Source organism: Catelliglobosispora koreensis DSM 44566, assembly GCF_000379685.1.
Taxonomy (GTDB): Bacteria; Actinomycetota; Actinomycetes; order Mycobacteriales; family Micromonosporaceae; genus Catelliglobosispora; species Catelliglobosispora koreensis.
The window spans coordinates 510,331-527,779 of record NZ_KB903249.1 but is presented as its reverse complement, the minus strand read 5'-3'; the positions used below and the strand labels follow the sequence as shown (position 1 = coordinate 527,779).

Genomic DNA, 17,449 nt, shown 5'->3' with positions numbered 1-17,449 from the left:
TCATCGGCGAGCTTGGACTGCGAGTAGCCGCCCTGCGCCTGACAAGTGTGTAGGCCAACTGTAAAGGTTGTCGCTGTTGCCCGCGCGGCGCAGCGGGCCAGACTCCCTCATGCGATTTACCAGAACGATGGTCATCGCCGTCTCGGCGGCAGCCGTCTTCACCAGCACCGCAACGGCGGCCGTGGCCGCACCGGCCGTTCCAGCGTTTGAGCCCTTCGGAACCCTTGTCGCGCAAAGCTCCGACGAAACGCAAGAGGCGTACGAAAAGATCGCCCTCATGGTCGAGCAGAACCCGGATCAGTTCACCGGGGCACGCATCGACGGTCCAAACACGATCACGGTCACCGCTCCGCACGGAGCCGACGTCAGTTCCCGAATCGCCGGCCTTCGCAGCGGCGTTGGTGTCACGGTTCAGCGCACGGTGCGCAGCTACGCTCAGCTGCAGGGGACCAAGGAGAAGATTGGCGCGCTCATTCGCGGCGGTGCTCACCGTGACGGCATCGTCGGGGTCGGCGTCGACGGGACGCGAGGAGTCACCACGGTTTACGCCACTGGCGAGTCTGGGAAAGCGCGCGCCAGCCTGAAGCAGCGCTTTGGGGACGCGATCGTGTTCCGGCAGGTTTCGGCGCCGCAGTTCGTTGAGGCAGACCGTAACCGGGACACCGCTGCTCACTTCGGTGGCGCCGGGTACAGCATGTGGAACGATAGGCACACAGCCGTCCGTCCCTATTGCTCAACGGCGTTCCCGGTCGTCTTGCGCGGGGTGTATTACATGCTCACAGCGGGCCACTGCCTGCCCGCAGCGACATCGTTCCCGGACGCCTGGGCGACGGCGTTCACCTCCACGACGTTGCCGCCGGTCAGTTACTACTTCGGAACCCGTTCCACCACGACAATGGGTGGCCAGTTTGGTGCTCCGGCCGATGGGACGCAAGATGTCTATGGCGACTGGGCGCTGCTGAGCGGCTCGACCTACGCGGCCTATGTTTACAACTGCGCCAATGTCACCGGCTCGTGCACTGCCGTTCCCGTGGGCGCGGCCAGCTGGACCACGCCCAGTGTCAACGCGGGCGTCTGCACCAGCGGGCGCACCACCGGCCAGATCTGCCGGCAGCACGTGGTGGATGCCACCGCCGACGCCTGGATCGAGGGTGTTTATGTGCGGCACTTGGCGATGTTCACGCGAGATGACGGCGGATGCGACACCGTCCGCCGCGGCGATTCCGGTGGCGCGGTCTATCAGGGCATGAGTACGCGGCCCGGTTACCAGCGGGCGCTCGGCATAGTGACCGCAACCGACTATTGCACCTCTTGGTATACCAAGCTTTCTGGGGTCCGGGCCTGGAACTCGGCGGTATGGATGCCGACGCTCTAGGCACCATCGGCCGGGGACGACACGATCATGTTGTTCCCGGCCGATGTGTAGAATTATATGTTTCGATATTGCCAACTATCACTGGTTTCGCTTACCTTCGGCGCACGCCCGGTAACCCCCGGGCTAACCGAGGGAGGGACATGTGAGACAAGCACTGCGTGCTGTGCTCGTCACGGCATTAGCCATGACCATGTCGGCCGTAGCGACGGCCACACCCGCGCAAGCCGACCCCGTCTGGCCACAGGTCGTGGGCGGAACACCGGCCGCGCAAGGCGAATTTCCGTGGATGGTCCGGCTATCAATGGGCTGTGGCGGTGCGCTCTACACCCCAACACTCATCCTGACCGCCGCACACTGTGTCAGCGGAACGGGCAACAACACCGGCATCACCATCACTCAAGGCGCTGTGGACCTGCAGGACCCCAACCGCGTCACGCGTCAATCCAACTACGTGTACCAAGCGCCAGGCTTCACCGGCGTTGGCGGCGGCAAGGACTGGGCCCTGATCCGGATGTCCCAGCCGATCAACGGAGTGCCGCTGCTGCGCCTCGCCACGGACACCTCGCTGCACAACGGCATCTTCACCGTCGCCGGGTGGGGCGCGGCTTCCGAAGGCGGCGGGCAACAGCGCTACCTGCTTAAGGCCGACGTCCCGTTCATCACCGACACGCAATGCCAAAGCGCGGGCAGCAGCTACTCCAGCCTGATCTTTGACGACATGATCTGTGCCGGCAACTGGACGAGCGGCGGCGTGGACACCTGCCAGGGCGACTCCGGTGGCCCGATGTTCAAGCGCAACGCGCAAAACGAGTGGATCCAGGTTGGCATCACGTCTTGGGGCATCGGGTGCGCCCGGCCACAGAACCCTGGTGTCTACGCTGAGGTCCGCTTCTTCGCGACGGCGATCTGCAACGCGGCGGCCACTCTTGGCGGATGTCAGGTGCCGCCCGGCGGCATCAGCGTTTCCAACCCCGGCAACCAAAACAGCACTGCCGGCACAGCGATCAGTGCCGTTAGCCACACCGCTAGCGGTGGCACCGCACCGTACAGCTGGTCGGCCACAGGCCTGCCCCCGGGTCTGTCGCTCGGCTCATCCACCGGCCAGATCACCGGCACGCCCACCACCGCCGGGACCTACACCGTCACCGTGACCGCGAGCGACAGCTCGAGTCCGGTTAAGACAGGCACGACTTCTTACACCTGGACCGTCGACCCGGCACCCGTGCCCGGCTGCTCGCAAACCAACGGCACCGACGTCAGCATCCCTGACAACGCAACGGTTGAAAGCTCTGTCACCGTGGCTGGCTGTGCCGGCAACGCGGGCAGCGCCAGCACCGTGGCGGTCAACATCGTCCACACGTACATCGGCGACCTCATCGTGTCTTTGGTGGCACCTGATGGCACCGCTTATGTGCTGCACAACCGCACGGGCGGCAGCGCTGACAACATCGTGCAGACCTACACGGTCAACCTGTCGTCAGAGGTCGCTAACGGGATCTGGAAGCTGCGGGTGCAAGACGCCGCCTCAGCCGACACGGGCTACATCAACACGTGGACGCTGAACGCCTCCGGCTCAGCTCCCCCGTCGTGCACCGGCACCAACAACACCGACGTGACCATCCCGGACAACACCACGGTGAACAGCACCATCGCCATCGCTGGCTGCACGGGTAACGGCTCGTCGGCCGCGACCGTGCCGGTCGCCATCGTGCACACCTACATCGGCGACCTCATCGTCACCCTCGTCGCGCCAGACGGCAGCACCTACGTCCTGCACAACCGGACCGGCGGCAGCGCCGACAACATCAACACCACCTACACGGTGAACCTGTCGTCCGAGCCGAAGAACGGCACCTGGACCTTGCGTGTTCAGGACGCCGCCTCCGCGGACACCGGTTACATCAACAGCTGGACCATCAACCTCTAATCACGACCGATCACAGGGCCGGTGCGAACGCATCGGCCCTGCTTTAATGGGTGGTGGCAGGACGCTTACACGACCGGGAGACCGCATGAGCGACTTGCCACGCACCGAATTCGCGCAGCTGTTGTGCCGCATCCGCGACCTGAGCGGGCGCAGTTTGCGCTCACTCGAACGCGACACAGGGATCAGCAGCTCTTCCCTATCGCGTTACTTCGCTGGCCAGACGGTGCCGCCTTGGGACACGGTCGTGGCGCTTTGCCGTCTGGTCAAGCGTGACCCACGGCCGATGCGGCGGCTTTGGGAAGCGGCTTCACGGGCTCAGCCGGTACCAGCGAAACAGAAAACGAAAGCACGTAACCATCTTCCGTTTGACGTCGGCGATTTCACCGGGCGGGAAAAGGAACTCGCGGAAGTCCTGTCGCTTGTCAAGAGTTCACGAGCCGTCGCCATCGACGGCATGGCGGGCGTGGGCAAGACCTGTCTCGCGGTGCACGCGGCACATTTGCTCACCGAGGACTTTCCCGACGGGCAGTTCTACCTTGACCTGTTTGGATTTTCGGCAGGGCGCGAACCACTCGACCCCGGATCAGCATTGCAATTCTTGCTCAGCGCTTTAGAAATTTCCAACATTCCCTCTGGTACTCAGGAGCTCTCGGCCCGATTACGAGCCGAATTATCGCAACGGCAAGCCATCGTGGTGCTCGACAATGTGGCCAGCGCCGAACAAGCACGCCTCTTGCTGCCCGGCGCCGGATCCAGCGCTGTGCTGATAACGAGCCGCAACCGCCTCGTGGAGCTGGAAGCCGTCCCGCCCGTTTCGCTGGAGGCGATGCCGGAAACCGATGCGGCGCGACTGTTCTCGCGCGCGGCCGGTGACGACCGCGGTGAGCGCGATCCCCAGGCCCTGTCGCAGGTGCTGCGGTTGTGTGGCGGGCTGCCACTCGCGATCCGGGTCGCCGCCGCACGGCTGCGGCATCGTCCTGGCTGGACAGTCGGGATTCTGGCCGAGCGGCTGGGCGAGGGCACCTCATCGTTAGACACCGCGTTTGACATGTCGCTGCGACAGCTGGAGCCGTTGCAGCGACGGGTCTACCGGCTGTTGGGCCTGCTTCCGGGAGCTGGCTTCAGCCACGAGCTCGTGGCCCTGCTGGCAGACAACCCGCCGGCGAAGGCACGCTCCATTTTGGAGGATTTGGTCGACGCGCACCTGGTGCAGGAGCCCGCACCGGGACGGTACAAGTTGCACGATCTCGTGCGCGAGCACGCCCGGCGCGTGGCGCAAGCCGAGGAGCACGAAGCCAGCCGGGCGAGCGCGCTCCAGCGGATGCTCGGCTACTACCTCAGCTGTGCCGCGGCGGCGCACGACGCGATGCCCTACGTGCTGCGGACCGGACGCGTCAGCCGCGTTCCCCTTGCGGTGCCGGCTTTTGACGGGCGTGAGGCGGCCCTCGCCTGGTATGACCTCGAGCACGCCAATCTGGTGGCCGCGTTTGACTACGCCGTCGAGACCGGAGCCGACGACTTCGTCAGCGAGCTGCCGATGCTGATGCGGCCGTATTTCTTCCGCCGCCGCGCGGGCACCGCCGAGGAGAACCGCATGCTGGAACTCGCGGTGGAAGCGGCGGAACGTTTGGGCGACCGGTTGCGGCTGGCGGAGTTGCGCGACGATCTGGGATACGCGCGCTACACCGCCGGGCGTGCCGACGAAGCCATGGCGGAATACGCGGCCGCTGCTGCCCTGATCTCCGATGTGGACGACCCTGAGCTGGCCGGGTTGCTAGCCATGCGGCGCGGCTACCTGCAACACGACCGGGGGTTCGTCAACAACGCCCTGGCTCTGTACCGTCTCGCCGCGGCACAGTATTCAGCTATCGGTCACCAGGTGGGCATCGCCTATGCGCTGGCATATCAAGGCTGGGCGTCGCTCCTATTAGGACGCTTCAGCGAGGCCGCCGAGCTGGCTCATGCCGCGCTGGAACCGCCGCCTGGCGAGAAAATATGGCCGCCTCGAGTGACCGCGCTGGTGACCCGCGGGCTCGCCCTAGCGCGGTCGTCTCCGGAGACGGCAGATTCCTTGCTGCGCGAAGCACTTGGCATCGCCGAGGAGGACGGCCACCTGCGCAACCGCGCCTGGTGCAGCAACATGCTCGGGGTCGTGCTGCGCCACGCGGGCAAGCTTGACGAGGCGTTGCACTTTCACCGGCAAGCCTTCAGCATCCTCGAAGAGCTGGCCGAAGAGCAGTGGGAGATGGATTTCAGCAACAGCTATGCCGAGACGTGCCGCATCGCCGGCCTGCGCGACGAGGCGCTAGCCCGCTTCCGCAGAGCACTGGAGCTGGCGCGAACGATGACCTACAAGCGGGAGGAAGCCCTTGCCCACCAAGGCATCGCCGCCATCCTCGACCTGACCGACACGCACGCGGCCGCGAGGCATCGTGACGCCGAGGCCGCGATCCTGCACGAGCTAGGCGTGCCGGGAGTCCCGCTCTAAGTCCGCACGCCGCTCCTCGATCCTGCGCTGCTCACGCAAAACCTCAGCATGCGTCTCGCGTTCGCGGATGAGCCACGGCGGCGGGTCAGCGTTCAGGCCCGCGATCTGTTCTGTCGTGAGCGGCTCGGTGATGCCACCGCGGGCGAGCCCGCTGTTGGACACGCGAAGCCGGGCCGCCACAACGTGCCGGGGATGCGGACCGTTCTTACGCAAGTCGACGAGCCATGGCGGAGGGTTGCGCTGCAACTCGTCTAGCTCTTCGCGCGAGATCAGGCTGTCCTGGAACTCCGGCGGCGTGGCCGGCAAGTAGACCTCAAGCTTGAGCGCTGCGGTTGACGGCTTCATCACCTGGGTCTTCTTAGGCTTGCTCACTCCGTCAGCGTAGCCTAATGGGGTGTCTGTCTTCCGGTTGCTCGTTGTCCCCGGCGTCACGGTGAGCAAGTGGAGCCGCACCTGGTCTGAGCGACTACCCGACGTGGAGCTGCGTCTCGTCGCGGCTGAGGACGCTCAAGCCGCCGATGAGCTGCTGGCCTCCCAAGCCGATGCGGGCCTGATCCGGCTGCCGGTCGACATGGACACATTCCACGCCATTTCCCTCTACACCGAAGCGACGGTCGTCGTCCTTCCGCGTGACCATGCGCTCGCTGAAGCTGAAGAGCTCACGTTGGCTGAGCTCGCCGGCGAGACCATGTTGCATCCGCTCGACGATGTGCTCACGTGGACTGAAATGCCCGCCACCGTGCTGGAGCACCGTCCGGCCACGACATCCGCCGCCGCAGAACTCGCCGCGGCTAGCGCTGGCGTCCTCATCGTCCCGCAATCCCTTGCGCGCCTTCACCATCGGCGCGATCTCACCTACAAGGTGGTCACTGACGCCCCGGCCTCATCGGTGGCGCTCGTGTGGATACAGGACCAGCAAACCGACCTCGTCGAGGAAATGATTGGCATCGTCCGGGGCCGGACCGCCAACAGCAGTCGCGGGCGCGGCCAGACCCCCGCCGCACCCGCCGAAGCCAAAACTCGCCGCGCGCCCAAGCCCGCCAAGGGCCCGCAGCGGCGCCGCGGGCGCTGAGCTTCCCGCGCTCTACCACTGATTCCTCTCGTGACCGGTGACATCTGGGGCTGGAAGCACGCTAACCCCACAGGCGGCCAAACCGCTTCACCTTCGTCCCCAGAAGGGATCAACGATGAGAAAGCTCCCGATATCCGCTATCGCCGGCGTGGCCGGTCTAGCGTTGGTGATCACTGCTTTGCAGTGGCCCGCCGACGCGACACCGGGCGGCCAGGACAGCGTTAATCAGGGCCAAGTCAAGGCTGAGAACCACCGGCCACACAACCGGCCGGGCCCTCTGAGCAAGCAGTGGACGGACAAACGCAAAGCCGCGCTCGCCATGGTTGCGCGTGGCGAGGCACAAGTAGATGCCAAAGGCAACGTCACGGTCGACGCTTCGACGAACAACGTCGTCGAGGTCGAGTTCGAGAAGACCGACAAGATTTTCACCATTCTGGCCGAGTTTGGAACGGAAGGTCTCGGTAAGTACGGCACGGTCCCCGGCCCGTCGCACAACGCGATCCCCCAGCCGAACCGTTCCGTGGACAACTCGACCGGCTGGAGCGCCGACTTCAACACGGCCTACTACGAGAACCTGTTCAACGGCCCCGGCGAGTCGATGAAGAGCTACTACGAGCAGCTCTCCTCCGGCAAATACTCGGTGACCAACGTTGTTAGTGACTGGGTTCAGGTGCCCTACAACGCGTCCTACTACGGCGACAACGCCATCGAGGACAACGGCGGCTCGTGGGCGTTCATTCAGGACAGTGGAAACGCCTGGTACCAGGACGCGCTGAGCACGATGAGCCCTGAGCAGATCAACGCCTACCTGGCACAGTTTGACGTCTGGGACCGGTACGACTTCGACCACGACGGCAACTATGACGAGGGTGACGGCTACATCGATCACTTCCAGGCCGTGCACGCCGGTGAAGGTGAGGACGCCGGTGGCGGCGCCCAGGGCGAGGACGCCATCTGGTCGCACCGCTGGTTCGTCAATGCCACTGACTTTGGCCTGACCGGCCCGACCGTGGGCGGCCAGGAGAACAAGTCCGGCGGCGCGCGCATCGGTAACTCCAACTACTGGCTGGGCGACTACACGACCGAGCCGGAAAACGGCGGGCTTGGCGTCTTCGCGCACGAGTTCGGCCACGACCTCGGTCTGCCTGACTACTACGACACCGCGGGCGGCGAAAACGGCACCGCCTTCTGGACGCTGATGAGCTCGGGCTCTTGGCTTGGCCACGGCGCCGAGGAGAACGAAGGCATCGGCACCGTCGGTGGCCTGATGGGCCCGGAGGAGAAGCTGTTCCTCGGCTGGCTCGACTACACCGACGTCAACCTGGGCCAAAACAGCACCGTGCTGCTCGACCCGGCCCAGGACGCCAATGCCGCCAACGCGCAGGCGATCAAAGTCAACCTGCCGAACAAGACCACGACGAAGGCGTACACGACACCGGTCTCGGGTCAGTACGCGTGGTGGACTGGCAGCGCTGACGAGCTGAACGAATCGCTGACCCGATCCATACCAGCCGCTTCCCGGGTCACCGTGACCGCGAGCGCTTGGTATGACATCGAAGCCGGATATGACTACCTCTACGGCGAGTATTCGACCGACGGCGGCAGCAACTGGATTAGTGCCGGGCAGGTCGTCTCCGGATCGTCCAACGGGAAGTGGACCACGCTGCGCTTCTCCTACGACGCCAACGGAGCGGCGACGCTGTTCCGCTTCCGTTACCAGTCCGATGGTGGTGTGCACCTGGCTGGCGCGTTCCTTGATGACATCGTCGCCAAGTCCGGCGGCACCACGCTTTTCAGTGACGACGTCGAGACGCCCGGCACGTGGACCCCAACGGGCAAGTGGGAACGCAGCACCGGCACGGTCTCCACGACGGCGGATCAGTACTACCTGCTGGAGAACCGTCAGTACACCGGTTACGACGACACCCTGCGGACCGGCCCCTACCAGTTCAGCTTCAACATCTCCGCGCCCGACAAGGTCGAGTTCTTCTCGTTCCGCCCGGGCATGCTGGTCTGGTACGTCGATCACACCACCGAAGACAACAACGTCTCGGAACACCCGGGTTCGGGTCAGGCCCTGCCTGTCGACGCGCGTCCCGCGCCGTTCAGTTATTCCGACGGCACCAGGCCAAGCAACCGCCGTCAGCCGTTTGACGCGACTTTCGGCACGCAGCCCGTGCCCGAGTTGTGTCTGCACAAGGAAATCCTTGTCGGGAAAGGACAGTCCAAGACCGTCCAGACCCTGGCCGCGTGCGCTCCGGCAAACGCGGGCATCGCGTCGTTTAGCGACAGCAACCCGACGGCTTACTACAGCACCGCTAACCCGCAGAACAGTGTCATCCTCGCGGGACACGGTGTGACAGCAACGGTTACGGCTCAGTCGGGCAACGTCCTGACCGTAAGCGTGGTCAACCCTTCAGCCGCTGGCTGACCGGTTCAGGAGGGCAGGGGCAAGCCTCTGCCCTCCTGATCACCCTCGCCGCAGCTGACTGTCGAGTGTGTACTTTCGCTGGCACAGCACGGCTAGCGCCATCAGCGCCGCGGGCACCAGCCCGAACCCGAGACGGATCGCGGTGTGAGCGCTGGAGTTCTGGATGACGGTCTGTCCCGCGCCGCTGGCCACGAAGCCACCGATGGCCAGGCAAGCCGCGTAAACATACGGCCCGAGCGCGCCGCCCGTGGCCTCCGCGGCGGTCCACATTCCCGTGTAGGCACCGGCTTTCGCCGTTCCCTCAGCCCCGCTGGAACGGATGACATCGGGCATCATCGAAAACGGCAGCAGTTGCATAGCGGCGAAAGCGATGCCCAGGATCGCGACGGCGCCGACGAGCACGGGAATGCCCGCGGGACGGCCGACTGCCAGCACCAGTGACCCGGCCGCGAAGGTGACCTGAGCTAGCAGCAGCCCCGGCTGTTTGCCGATGCGGCGGGTAACCACCACCCATATCGGGGTCGCGATCAGCGCCGGTGCCACGAATGCGGCGACAAGCACTGTCGTCAAACCTGTTCGCCCGAGTTCGTATTCGGCGAAGTAGGGCACCGCGGCGAGCACCAGATGCGTCGTGGTGGACATCAGCAGGTAAGAGATGACCAGCCAGCGGAACTGCCGATCGCCAAGGGCGGCAAGGAGTTTGCGTAGCCCAGGGCTGTGCGTGCTGGTGATCGCGGTGGGGGCGGCGGCGGTGAGCTGGCGAACGCCGCGCAGCCCCACAAGCATGACGCCCAGCATGGCCGCGCCAAGGATGAGGCCCATCAACGAATATCCGCCTCGGGTGGGGTCTTGCCCGCCGGTGATGACGGGGGCCAGCACTCCACTGAGGAGGATCCCGAGGGTCAGCACCACCATGCGGAAACCCATGAGGCGCGTTCTTTCGTGGTACCCAATGGAAAGGTCGGCCGGTGTCGACAGGTAGGGCACCTGATAGAACGCGAAAAACAGGTTGCCCGCGATGAAGAAACCCATGACCCACAACGCGGCCGGTGTGCCCGAGAAGTCGCCTGGCAAAGCGAACAGCCCGGCGAAGGCGAGGGGCAAGGCGCACCCGGCGAGCATGAGGCCGCGACGGTGACCGCGGCGGCGCAGCCCGTTGTCGGACAGGTGGCCGACCCACGGATGCACGATGACGTCGAAGATCTTCGGAACGAGTAGCACGAGGCCGGCCAGCCAGGGGCTAACGGCGAGGATCTCGGTGAGGAAGTAGAGCAACAGCAGGCCGGGCACGGTGACCCAGATGCCCATGCCGAGTGAGCCGCCTGCGAAGGTGAGCAGGCCGGTGCGGGGTAGCCTGTCCGTCGTCATTCACGACTCCTCGACACTTAAATCCAACGTTCGCTGGATTGTAGGGCAGGATAGGCGCCATGACTACACCTCGCCGTGGGCCAGGCCGGCCGCGACGGGCCGAGCAACGCGACACCGCTGACTCGATCCTGATCGCGGCCACCGGGCTGTTCGCCCGCAAGGGCTTCGACGCCGTCAGCATGCGGGAAATCGCCACCGCCGCCGGCATAGATGTGGCCACGGTTCACCACCATGTGGGCACCAAAGCCGAGCTCTACCAAGCGTGTTTCGCCCGTGTCTTCGAAGCCGAGACCCAGGCCCTGACGGCATCGGTCGCCACCGCGCACCGCAGCGTGAAAGACACCCCCGAGGATGTGTTCGAGCACCTGCACGCGCTGCTCGACGCGTTCGTCGACTTCCTGGAGCAGGTGCCCGAAACCACCGGGCTGTGGTTGCGCCGGTGGTCTGAGCCGGAGTTGCACGCCGAGCTGGACGCGGCTTATGCCACTCCCCTGTATCAAGCGGTGGAAGACATCCTGGCCGCGGCTCACCGCAAGCGCTTGCTCAGCGAGCCGACGCCGCACCTCGCGGTGCGCAGCCTGGTCTGGGCGGTGCACGCGCACGTGGCCGGGGGAAGGGCCAAACCCAGGGAGTTCCGGGCTTTTGTGCACCGGTGGCTTGACCGGATGTACCGCTAACCCGCATTATCCATCGTGTGCTGGATAAATCCTCTCTCCCCCGCGCGGCCGTCATCGGCGCCGGGCCTGCCGGGCTGGCCACCCTCAAAGCGCTGAGGGACAAAGGCATTCCCGCACGGTGCTTTGACGCGGGCAGCGAGCCGGGCGGGCTCTGGGTGTTCGGGGCGGTTCACTCCTCGGCCTACCGCACACTGCACCTCAACACCAGCAAGAGCCGCACCGAGTTCGCTGACTTCCCCATGCCGGCGCACTGGCCCGACTATCCCGGCCACGAGCACATCGCCACCTACCTGGCCGAATACACGGCGCGGTTTGGGCTAAACGAACACATCTCCTTTGGGCACACCGTCACCGGCATTACGCAGACCCCTGGCGGCCGGTGGGAAGTCACCGCCGAGGGTGTCAGCGACAGCTTCGACGCCGTCATCGTCGCCAATGGACACAACAGTGTCCCCAAGCTGCCCGACTATCCGGGCACGATCGCCGCCGAGCAGTTGCACAGCCACGACTACCGCGGACCGGAACAGCTTGAGGGCAAACGTGTGCTGGTCGTCGGCGGCGGCAACTCGGCGATGGATATCGCGGTCGACGCCTCCCATGTGGCCGACCGGACCCTGCTGTCCATGCGCCGCGGTGTGTGGGTCGTGCCGAAACACTTGCTAGGTAAGCCTTCTGACACCCTCAACGGTGCGCTCGCCAAACGGCTGCCCTGGCGGTTGCGTCAGCGCATCAGCCAGACCATGCTGCGGGTGACGGTCGGATCGCTGGAACGGTACGGATTGCAGCGCCCTGAACACGGCTTCCTCGAAGACCATCCCACGTTGTCCGACGCTCTCCTGTCACGCATCAGCCATGGCGAAATCCGGCCCAGGCGTGGCATCGAGCGTATCGACGGCAAGACAGTGTCTTTCGCCGACGGAACCAGTGACGATGTCGATGTGATCGTGTGGTGCACCGGGTACCGGATAGATCTCCCCTTCCTAGACCCCGCGTTGCTCAAGCCGTCGGCGGAGATGATGCCCTTGTACCGCAGGGTGTTTCACCTCACCGCGCCGGGGCTGATGTTCGCTGGGCTCATGCAGTCCACGGGCGCGGCATTGCCTGTCGTTGAGGCACAAGGAAAGCTCATCGCCGCCTACCTGTCCGGTGACTACACCCTGCCCTCGCCACAACGCCAGCGTGCCGACTGTGCGCAGCAGCTCAAAGCGGCACACCAGCGCTGGGGCGACCGGCGCCCTGCGATGCGCATCGACTTTGACGGCTACCTGGCCTTGATGGAACGGGAGATGCGGCGCACATGACTGACCTAAGTGGACGGCGTGTTGTCATCACCGGCGCCGACGGCACGTTTGGCAGGCTCCTGGCCACACAGTTCAAGGCACGCGGCGCACGTGTGGCCGGCCTTGATCTGCGCGGGGACGACGTCATCCGCTGCGACCTCACTGATCCGCAGGCCGTCAAAGACGCTGTCGCGCAAGCGGTCGAGTTGCTCGGCGGCCTCGATCTGCTCATCAACAACGCCGGGGTCGGCGGCCCTGCGCCGGCCGAACTCGCCCCGGGAGCCGAAGCCAGACAGCAGATCGAGGTGAACCTTCTCGCCGCTTGGTCGGTAACGGCGGCGGCTCTGCCCGCTCTGGAAAGCTCACGCGGGCGCGTCATCTTCGTCTCCAGCCGGATGGCTTTTCTGGCCTTACCGCTCGCCGCGGCCTATGGGGTCAGCAAACGGGCGGTGGCCGCCTATGCCGACGCTCTGCGCCTAGAGGTCGGCACCCACGTCGGCGTCACCGTGGTCTACCCGAGCATGGTGCCGTCGCCGATTCACGATGCCACCGCTGAGGCAGGCCTTTCCCTTCAAGGGGTGTCACGCTATGAACCGGTCGAGGGAGTCATCGCGGCCATCATGCGCGCCGCGACCGCCCGCAAGCCGCTGCGCGACGTGGCGACCACTCGCCGCGGCTGGTTCGAGATCGCCATCGCACGGCATCTGCCAGGCTTGGCCGCGCGCATGGTCCGGCGCACCATCGCCACTCGCATCGCGGCCGGCGACCTCGACAACGCTCCATTAGCGGCAGGCATGCGCCGCCGCCACGGCCGCTCTTAAGCCACGCCAGCGGCTAGTTCGGCTAACAGGTCGCGCACGGGACCGAGAGTGAACAGACCGGTGCCAGCGCCCGCTAGTTCACCACCGGCTGGCAGCAGAGCCTCGTAGGCACGGGCCGCCAGGTCACGGTCGCCGGTCCGCAGGGCGGCCAGCCCGGCAAGAGCCCACAGGGCTTCCTGTGTGTGGTTAGCCGGCGGCGGCGGGATCGCTTCGGCAGCTTCGCGTGCCTCAGCGTGAAGTCCTTGTGCCAGCAGCAGATGCGGGCGTGCCCACGGCTCGTAGGGTCCCCAGTTCGCGGACTCATCAAGGTGGACAGTCTGCCCATGGCGCACTTGAAGACATAGCAGTGCCATAGGAAGCAGCCCATCGGACAGTCCCGGCATGCCAGCGTTGTCAAGCAGTGCCGCGGCCTTGAGATAGGCGCCGGGGACACCCTGGCGCAGGGCGCGATACCACGCGGTGAACACCCCGACCAACGCCAGATCATGTTGCTGGGCAAGCGCATCCGCTGCCTCCGCATGACGGTCGGCGGCGGTGAAGTCCGCCAAAGCGCTACGGGACTGCAGGCGGATGAGGTGACCCAGCACTTCGTAAGTCGTCAGGCCGTGGCGGGCCGACACCTCGATCAGTTCGCTGCCGATGGCGTCCCGCTCGGCGGCCAGTCCACAGTGGCCAAACGACTGCATGAACAAGGCGTTGAGCGCGAACACGACAACGTTGGGGTCGTTCAGGTTCCGGGCGATCGCCACGCTTTCGGCAGCGGCGGCAGCGGCACTTGGGTCGAGTACACCCCGGGTTTCCAGGCCTATGGTCGCGAGGAGCCGAGCGCGGGTCGCGTTGTTTTCCCCTGCTGGCAACGAGCGGAGCGCGCGGCGGGCGGCGGCCACGATGTGAGCGGCCTGCTCAGGATCGTCTACACGGCTCCAAATAGCGGGCACGTCATAGGCACCGATCACGCGAGCGGTCAGGTGCGGGTCGCCGAGCTGTTCGGCTGCCGTCACCGCGGCGACACGGTGCTCGCGAGCTGACCGCAGTCCGCTTCCGCCAGTGACAGCCAGGCCGCGCAGGATGCTGACGGTCGATTCCAGTCTGGTGCGCGCATCTGCGGCGACGGCCCGGTCGTAGGCGGCTGTGGCGTTGGCCCAAACCTTTGCCGCCAGCACTTGCGCGGGAAGCAATTGGGGATCGTGGCGCAGGATGCTGGCCTCTAGTCGCGCCAGTGCCGGACCGGGGTCCAGGCCGAGTTGCCCGGCCAGCATCGATTTGGCTTGCCGCACCACGGCTAACGCGTCGGCCTGACGGCCACTTTGGTACAGGGCAAGGGCAAGGAGCCGCCAGGCGTTTTCCCGCCAGGGATGTTCAGCGGTGTGGGCATCGAGATCCGCGGCAACCATGTCGGCCAGCCCGAGTTCGAGGCGAACCGTGGCAAGCTGTTCCACTGCCTGCAACCGCAACTCGCTGAGCCGTGACCGTTCGCCATGTGCCCAAAGGTCGTCCGGGAAGTCGGCATAAGCGGGACCACGCCACAAGTTCAGTGCTTCTTGCAGCTTCTCCGCGTTCGGTCGCGCGGCAGCAGTGACGGCCGTTTCGAAGCGCCAGGCGTCAACGCTGTCAGGCTCAGCGTGCAGGGCATATCCCGGCCCCTCGGTGACGAGCAGCTTTGCCGGGGTCCGCGGGGCACGGCCCGGTTCCAGTTCACGCCGCAGCGCAGCGACGAACGTGCGTATCGCCCCGGCGGCATCCGGTGGTGGCGCCTCGGGCCACAAATCATCGATCAAAACATCCAGTGGTACAAGGCGACGGCGGGCCACGATCAGACGCGCCAGAACGGCCCGGTGACGCGGACCGCGCAGGTTGATCCGGGCACCTTCCCCGGTCCAGGCCGAAACCGGCCCTAGCACCCCGAACTCGACTGGCATCCCCGTCAGCCTAACGCTCATCAGATGCTCATTGGCTCACGGCAGCCTGGGTTCATGACCAAACGTATTCCTGGGTTTCAGTACGACGCGATCGCTGGCGCTGACGGTGTGATGCTCAACGTCGCGCATGCCGGAGCAGGCAGCCCGATCGTGCTCCTGCACGGTTTCCCGCAGACGCATCTGATGTGGCGGCATGTCGCGGCTGACCTCGCCGCCGATCACACCGTGATCGTCCCCGATCTGCGTGGCTATGGCGCCAGCGGCAAGCCGGCCGCCACAAGCGAAGACATCTACTCCAAGCGCACGATGGCCGCCGATGCCGTCGCGGTAACGAAGGCGCTTGGGCACGACCGGTTCGCCTTGGCCGGCCACGACCGCGGTGCCCTGGTCGCCTTCCGCGCCGGTCTTGACCACCCTGACACGATCAGTCATCTGGCCTGCCTCGACGTGCTGCCGACGCTGGACATGTGGGACGTGATGCACGGCACCACCGCGGCCATAGGCTTCCACCTGTTCCTGATGGCACAACCGCCCGGGCTGCCGGAGAAGATGATCAGCGCGGCTGCGGACGAGTTCTTTGGCTACTTCCTCGACACCTGGACCCGCGACCCGTCGGCCATCCCGGCCAGCATCCGCCAGGTCTATCTGGACGCGTCACGCGAAGCCGTCACTTCGATCGTCGCCGACTACCGCGCGTCGGCCACTATCGACGTTCAGCACGACACCGTCGATCTGCGGCAAGGCAATCAGCTGCCTATGCCAGTGGCTGTGCTGCAACAGGATTGGGGCGCGGCGCTCGGCTTTGACGCCGAAGCACTTTGGCGCGCCTGGGCTCCGGACCTCGAGCACACCACCGTCGGCTTTGGACACTTCATGGCCGAGGAGGCACCAAGCGACATATCGAAGGCGTTACGTGCCCTCATTGCCCGTTAAAGGTCACCGGGCCTGAGCCGTCCTGCCAGGCGTTGCCGGACCACACGTTGCCCGTGTTGCCGGGATGGAACGCGGCGACGGGTCCGTAGCCACCGCAACGGGGGTGATACTTCTTGCCCCAGCGGTTGTCTATGAACCGGATCCGCGTGCCATCGGCGCCACCGCCATAAACGCAATATCCGCCAACGGTGTTGAACAGATTGTTCTGCACGAGGACGTCGTCGAGGGTCGGCTCGTCATAGAGGGACAGTGCCGAGGAGCAGATCTGCTGCTGCCCGGGCAGCCGGTTGCATTCGATGTTGTTGTGGATGATTTTGCTGTGGTCGCCGTTGCCCTGGCCCTCGCCCATTCCGGCCCCGTGGGCACCGGGTGTCATGACGAAGTCGTGGGTCCACGAGTCGATGACAGTGGAGTTATCGCCAACGTGGATGCCGCTGCCCATGTGGTGCACGTCGCAGCGGATGCAGGTGAAGTTGGGACCACTGAGCGCGGACTGATCCGGGTGCATGTTGTCGGCTTCCTCGATCTCGACGTCGATCAAGGTGAGGTTGCGGAAGTCGAAGTTGTTCGTCCAGTGCGCGTTGACCGGCCCGTGCGATTGCGACCGTTTGATGGTGACATTTGAGCCGATAACCATGATCCCATCGGGGAAATAGCACGAATCCAGCGTGACATTCGAGGCGTGGATCGGGCTTTCACAGTTACGCAGCTTCACTCCGGTGTGCCGCCAGCCCGTGCAGTCGGGTCCCGGAAACTTGGGGAACGGCGGGCACACCTGGGTGTAGGCCGGTGGAAGAACCGGTTTGCTCTGCGTGGGCGCTGGCTTTGACGGACTCGCGGAAGGGCTGGGCAGCGCGCTGGGTGAAGCGCTGGCGCCTGGATCCGCGCTAGGGCTGACTGTGCCTGCCGAGGCCGACGCACCGGGAGCAGCCGTATCGTCCGCCTTGGACCGTCCAATGTAACCGAGAGTAACGGCGACAAGACTGAAAATGACGATGCCGCTGATACCCGTCGCCGCTAAGGCCATCGTCCAAGAACGACGAGAACGATTCCTCAACCAATTCATACGTTTTGCTCCCACCAAGGGCATCGGCTGGCGCAGTCCGTCGTCCAGGTTACCCATTTAGCTACGGGGAACGGCCAATCGTCGCGTCCTTG

Annotated in this window: 13 protein-coding genes; 9 read left to right on the top strand and 4 right to left on the bottom strand. The window is 65.4% G+C overall.

The window, feature by feature from the left end; all coding sequences use genetic code 11:
* The first annotated feature begins 109 nt into the window (after positions 1 to 109).
* From A3E1_RS0102495 to A3E1_RS0102485, 3 genes are all read left to right on the top strand, one after another.
* Positions 110 to 1,375, top strand: coding sequence for a chymotrypsin family serine protease (locus A3E1_RS0102495; protein WP_157631265.1), 1,266 nt, complete (start codon positions 110 to 112; stop codon positions 1,373 to 1,375).
* 184 nt (positions 1,376 to 1,559) lie between these two features.
* Positions 1,560 to 3,302, top strand: a complete 1,743-nt coding sequence (locus tag A3E1_RS0102490; protein ID WP_051104831.1) for a trypsin-like serine protease — start codon at positions 1,560 to 1,562, stop codon at positions 3,300 to 3,302.
* Between the two features lie 85 nt (positions 3,303 to 3,387).
* Entirely contained in the window at positions 3,388 to 5,790 is a 2,403-nt protein-coding gene (locus tag A3E1_RS0102485; RefSeq protein WP_020519172.1) for a helix-turn-helix domain-containing protein, read from the top strand.
* Here A3E1_RS0102485 and A3E1_RS0102480 read toward each other — a convergent pair.
* Positions 5,764 to 6,162 (bottom strand): DUF5997 family protein, encoded by a 399-nt coding sequence (locus tag A3E1_RS0102480; protein WP_026208015.1) that lies wholly within the window; start codon positions 6,160 to 6,162, stop codon positions 5,764 to 5,766. The genes A3E1_RS0102485 and A3E1_RS0102480 overlap by 27 nt on opposite strands.
* Before the next feature lie 22 nt (positions 6,163 to 6,184).
* Between A3E1_RS0102480 and A3E1_RS0102475 the strand changes: the two genes are divergently transcribed.
* Positions 6,185 to 6,862 (top strand): LysR substrate-binding domain-containing protein, encoded by a 678-nt coding sequence (locus tag A3E1_RS0102475; protein ID WP_020519170.1) that lies wholly within the window; start codon positions 6,185 to 6,187, stop codon positions 6,860 to 6,862.
* A gap of 115 nt (positions 6,863 to 6,977) precedes the next feature.
* A complete protein-coding gene (locus A3E1_RS0102470) occupies positions 6,978 to 9,293 on the top strand; it encodes an immune inhibitor A domain-containing protein (protein ID WP_040390321.1) in 2,316 nt (771 codons plus the stop codon).
* A gap of 39 nt (positions 9,294 to 9,332) precedes the next feature.
* On the opposite strand, the gene A3E1_RS0102465 is transcribed toward A3E1_RS0102470, so the two are convergent.
* Positions 9,333 to 10,661: an MFS transporter gene (locus tag A3E1_RS0102465; RefSeq protein ID WP_020519168.1), complete on the bottom strand. Its 1,329-nt coding sequence runs from the start codon at positions 10,659 to 10,661 to the stop codon at positions 9,333 to 9,335.
* Positions 10,662 to 10,720: 59 nt separating this feature from the next.
* Between A3E1_RS0102465 and A3E1_RS0102460 the strand changes: the two genes are divergently transcribed.
* Genes A3E1_RS0102460 through A3E1_RS0102450 form a run of 3 tightly spaced genes read left to right on the top strand, consistent with a single transcriptional unit; the run spans position 10,721 to position 13,439 of the window.
* Positions 10,721 to 11,338 (top strand): TetR/AcrR family transcriptional regulator, encoded by a 618-nt coding sequence (locus tag A3E1_RS0102460; protein ID WP_020519167.1) that lies wholly within the window; start codon positions 10,721 to 10,723, stop codon positions 11,336 to 11,338.
* A 17-nt stretch (positions 11,339 to 11,355) separates the two neighbouring features.
* Positions 11,356 to 12,639: a flavin-containing monooxygenase gene (locus tag A3E1_RS0102455; RefSeq protein ID WP_020519166.1), complete on the top strand. Its 1,284-nt coding sequence runs from the start codon at positions 11,356 to 11,358 to the stop codon at positions 12,637 to 12,639.
* The gene (locus tag A3E1_RS0102450; protein WP_020519165.1) at positions 12,636 to 13,439 is read left to right on the top strand and encodes an SDR family NAD(P)-dependent oxidoreductase; all 804 of its coding nucleotides are present in this window, start codon (positions 12,636 to 12,638) and stop codon (positions 13,437 to 13,439) included. The genes A3E1_RS0102455 and A3E1_RS0102450 overlap by 4 nt, the downstream gene beginning before the upstream one ends.
* On the opposite strand, the gene A3E1_RS0102445 is transcribed toward A3E1_RS0102450, so the two are convergent.
* Complete coding sequence (locus A3E1_RS0102445; RefSeq protein WP_245571061.1) at positions 13,436 to 15,379, bottom strand: AfsR/SARP family transcriptional regulator; 1,944 nt, start codon at positions 15,377 to 15,379, stop codon at positions 13,436 to 13,438. The genes A3E1_RS0102450 and A3E1_RS0102445 overlap by 4 nt on opposite strands.
* Before the next feature lie 33 nt (positions 15,380 to 15,412).
* Here A3E1_RS0102445 and A3E1_RS0102440 point away from each other — a divergent pair, with 33 nt between their 5' ends.
* Complete coding sequence (locus A3E1_RS0102440; RefSeq protein ID WP_026208014.1) at positions 15,413 to 16,291, top strand: alpha/beta fold hydrolase; 879 nt, start codon at positions 15,413 to 15,415, stop codon at positions 16,289 to 16,291.
* On the opposite strand, the gene A3E1_RS0102435 is transcribed toward A3E1_RS0102440, so the two are convergent.
* Positions 16,278 to 17,318 carry a hypothetical protein gene (locus A3E1_RS0102435; RefSeq protein ID WP_020519162.1) on the bottom strand — a complete coding sequence of 347 codons (1,041 nt, stop codon included), beginning with the start codon at positions 17,316 to 17,318 and terminating at the stop codon, positions 16,278 to 16,280. The genes A3E1_RS0102440 and A3E1_RS0102435 overlap by 14 nt on opposite strands.
* Between the last annotated feature and the right edge of the window lie 131 nt (positions 17,319 to 17,449).

Coding starts and splice junctions, on each gene's coding strand:
- A3E1_RS0102485 (WP_020519172.1), top strand. CDS start 3,388: ATGAGCGACTTGCCACGCACCGAATTCGCGCAGCTGTTGTGCCGCATC.
- A3E1_RS0102470 (WP_040390321.1), top strand. CDS start 6,978: ATGAGAAAGCTCCCGATATCCGCTATCGCCGGCGTGGCCGGTCTAGCG.
- A3E1_RS0102465 (WP_020519168.1), bottom strand. CDS start 10,661: ATGACGACGGACAGGCTACCCCGCACCGGCCTGCTCACCTTCGCAGGC.
- A3E1_RS0102490 (WP_051104831.1), top strand. CDS start 1,560: ATGACCATGTCGGCCGTAGCGACGGCCACACCCGCGCAAGCCGACCCC.
- A3E1_RS0102450 (WP_020519165.1), top strand. CDS start 12,636: ATGACTGACCTAAGTGGACGGCGTGTTGTCATCACCGGCGCCGACGGC.
- A3E1_RS0102495 (WP_157631265.1), top strand. CDS start 110: ATGCGATTTACCAGAACGATGGTCATCGCCGTCTCGGCGGCAGCCGTC.
- A3E1_RS0102435 (WP_020519162.1), bottom strand. CDS start 17,318: ATGGCCTTAGCGGCGACGGGTATCAGCGGCATCGTCATTTTCAGTCTT.
- A3E1_RS0102445 (WP_245571061.1), bottom strand. CDS start 15,379: ATGAGCGTTAGGCTGACGGGGATGCCAGTCGAGTTCGGGGTGCTAGGG.
- A3E1_RS0102460 (WP_020519167.1), top strand. CDS start 10,721: ATGACTACACCTCGCCGTGGGCCAGGCCGGCCGCGACGGGCCGAGCAA.
- A3E1_RS0102440 (WP_026208014.1), top strand. CDS start 15,413: ATGACCAAACGTATTCCTGGGTTTCAGTACGACGCGATCGCTGGCGCT.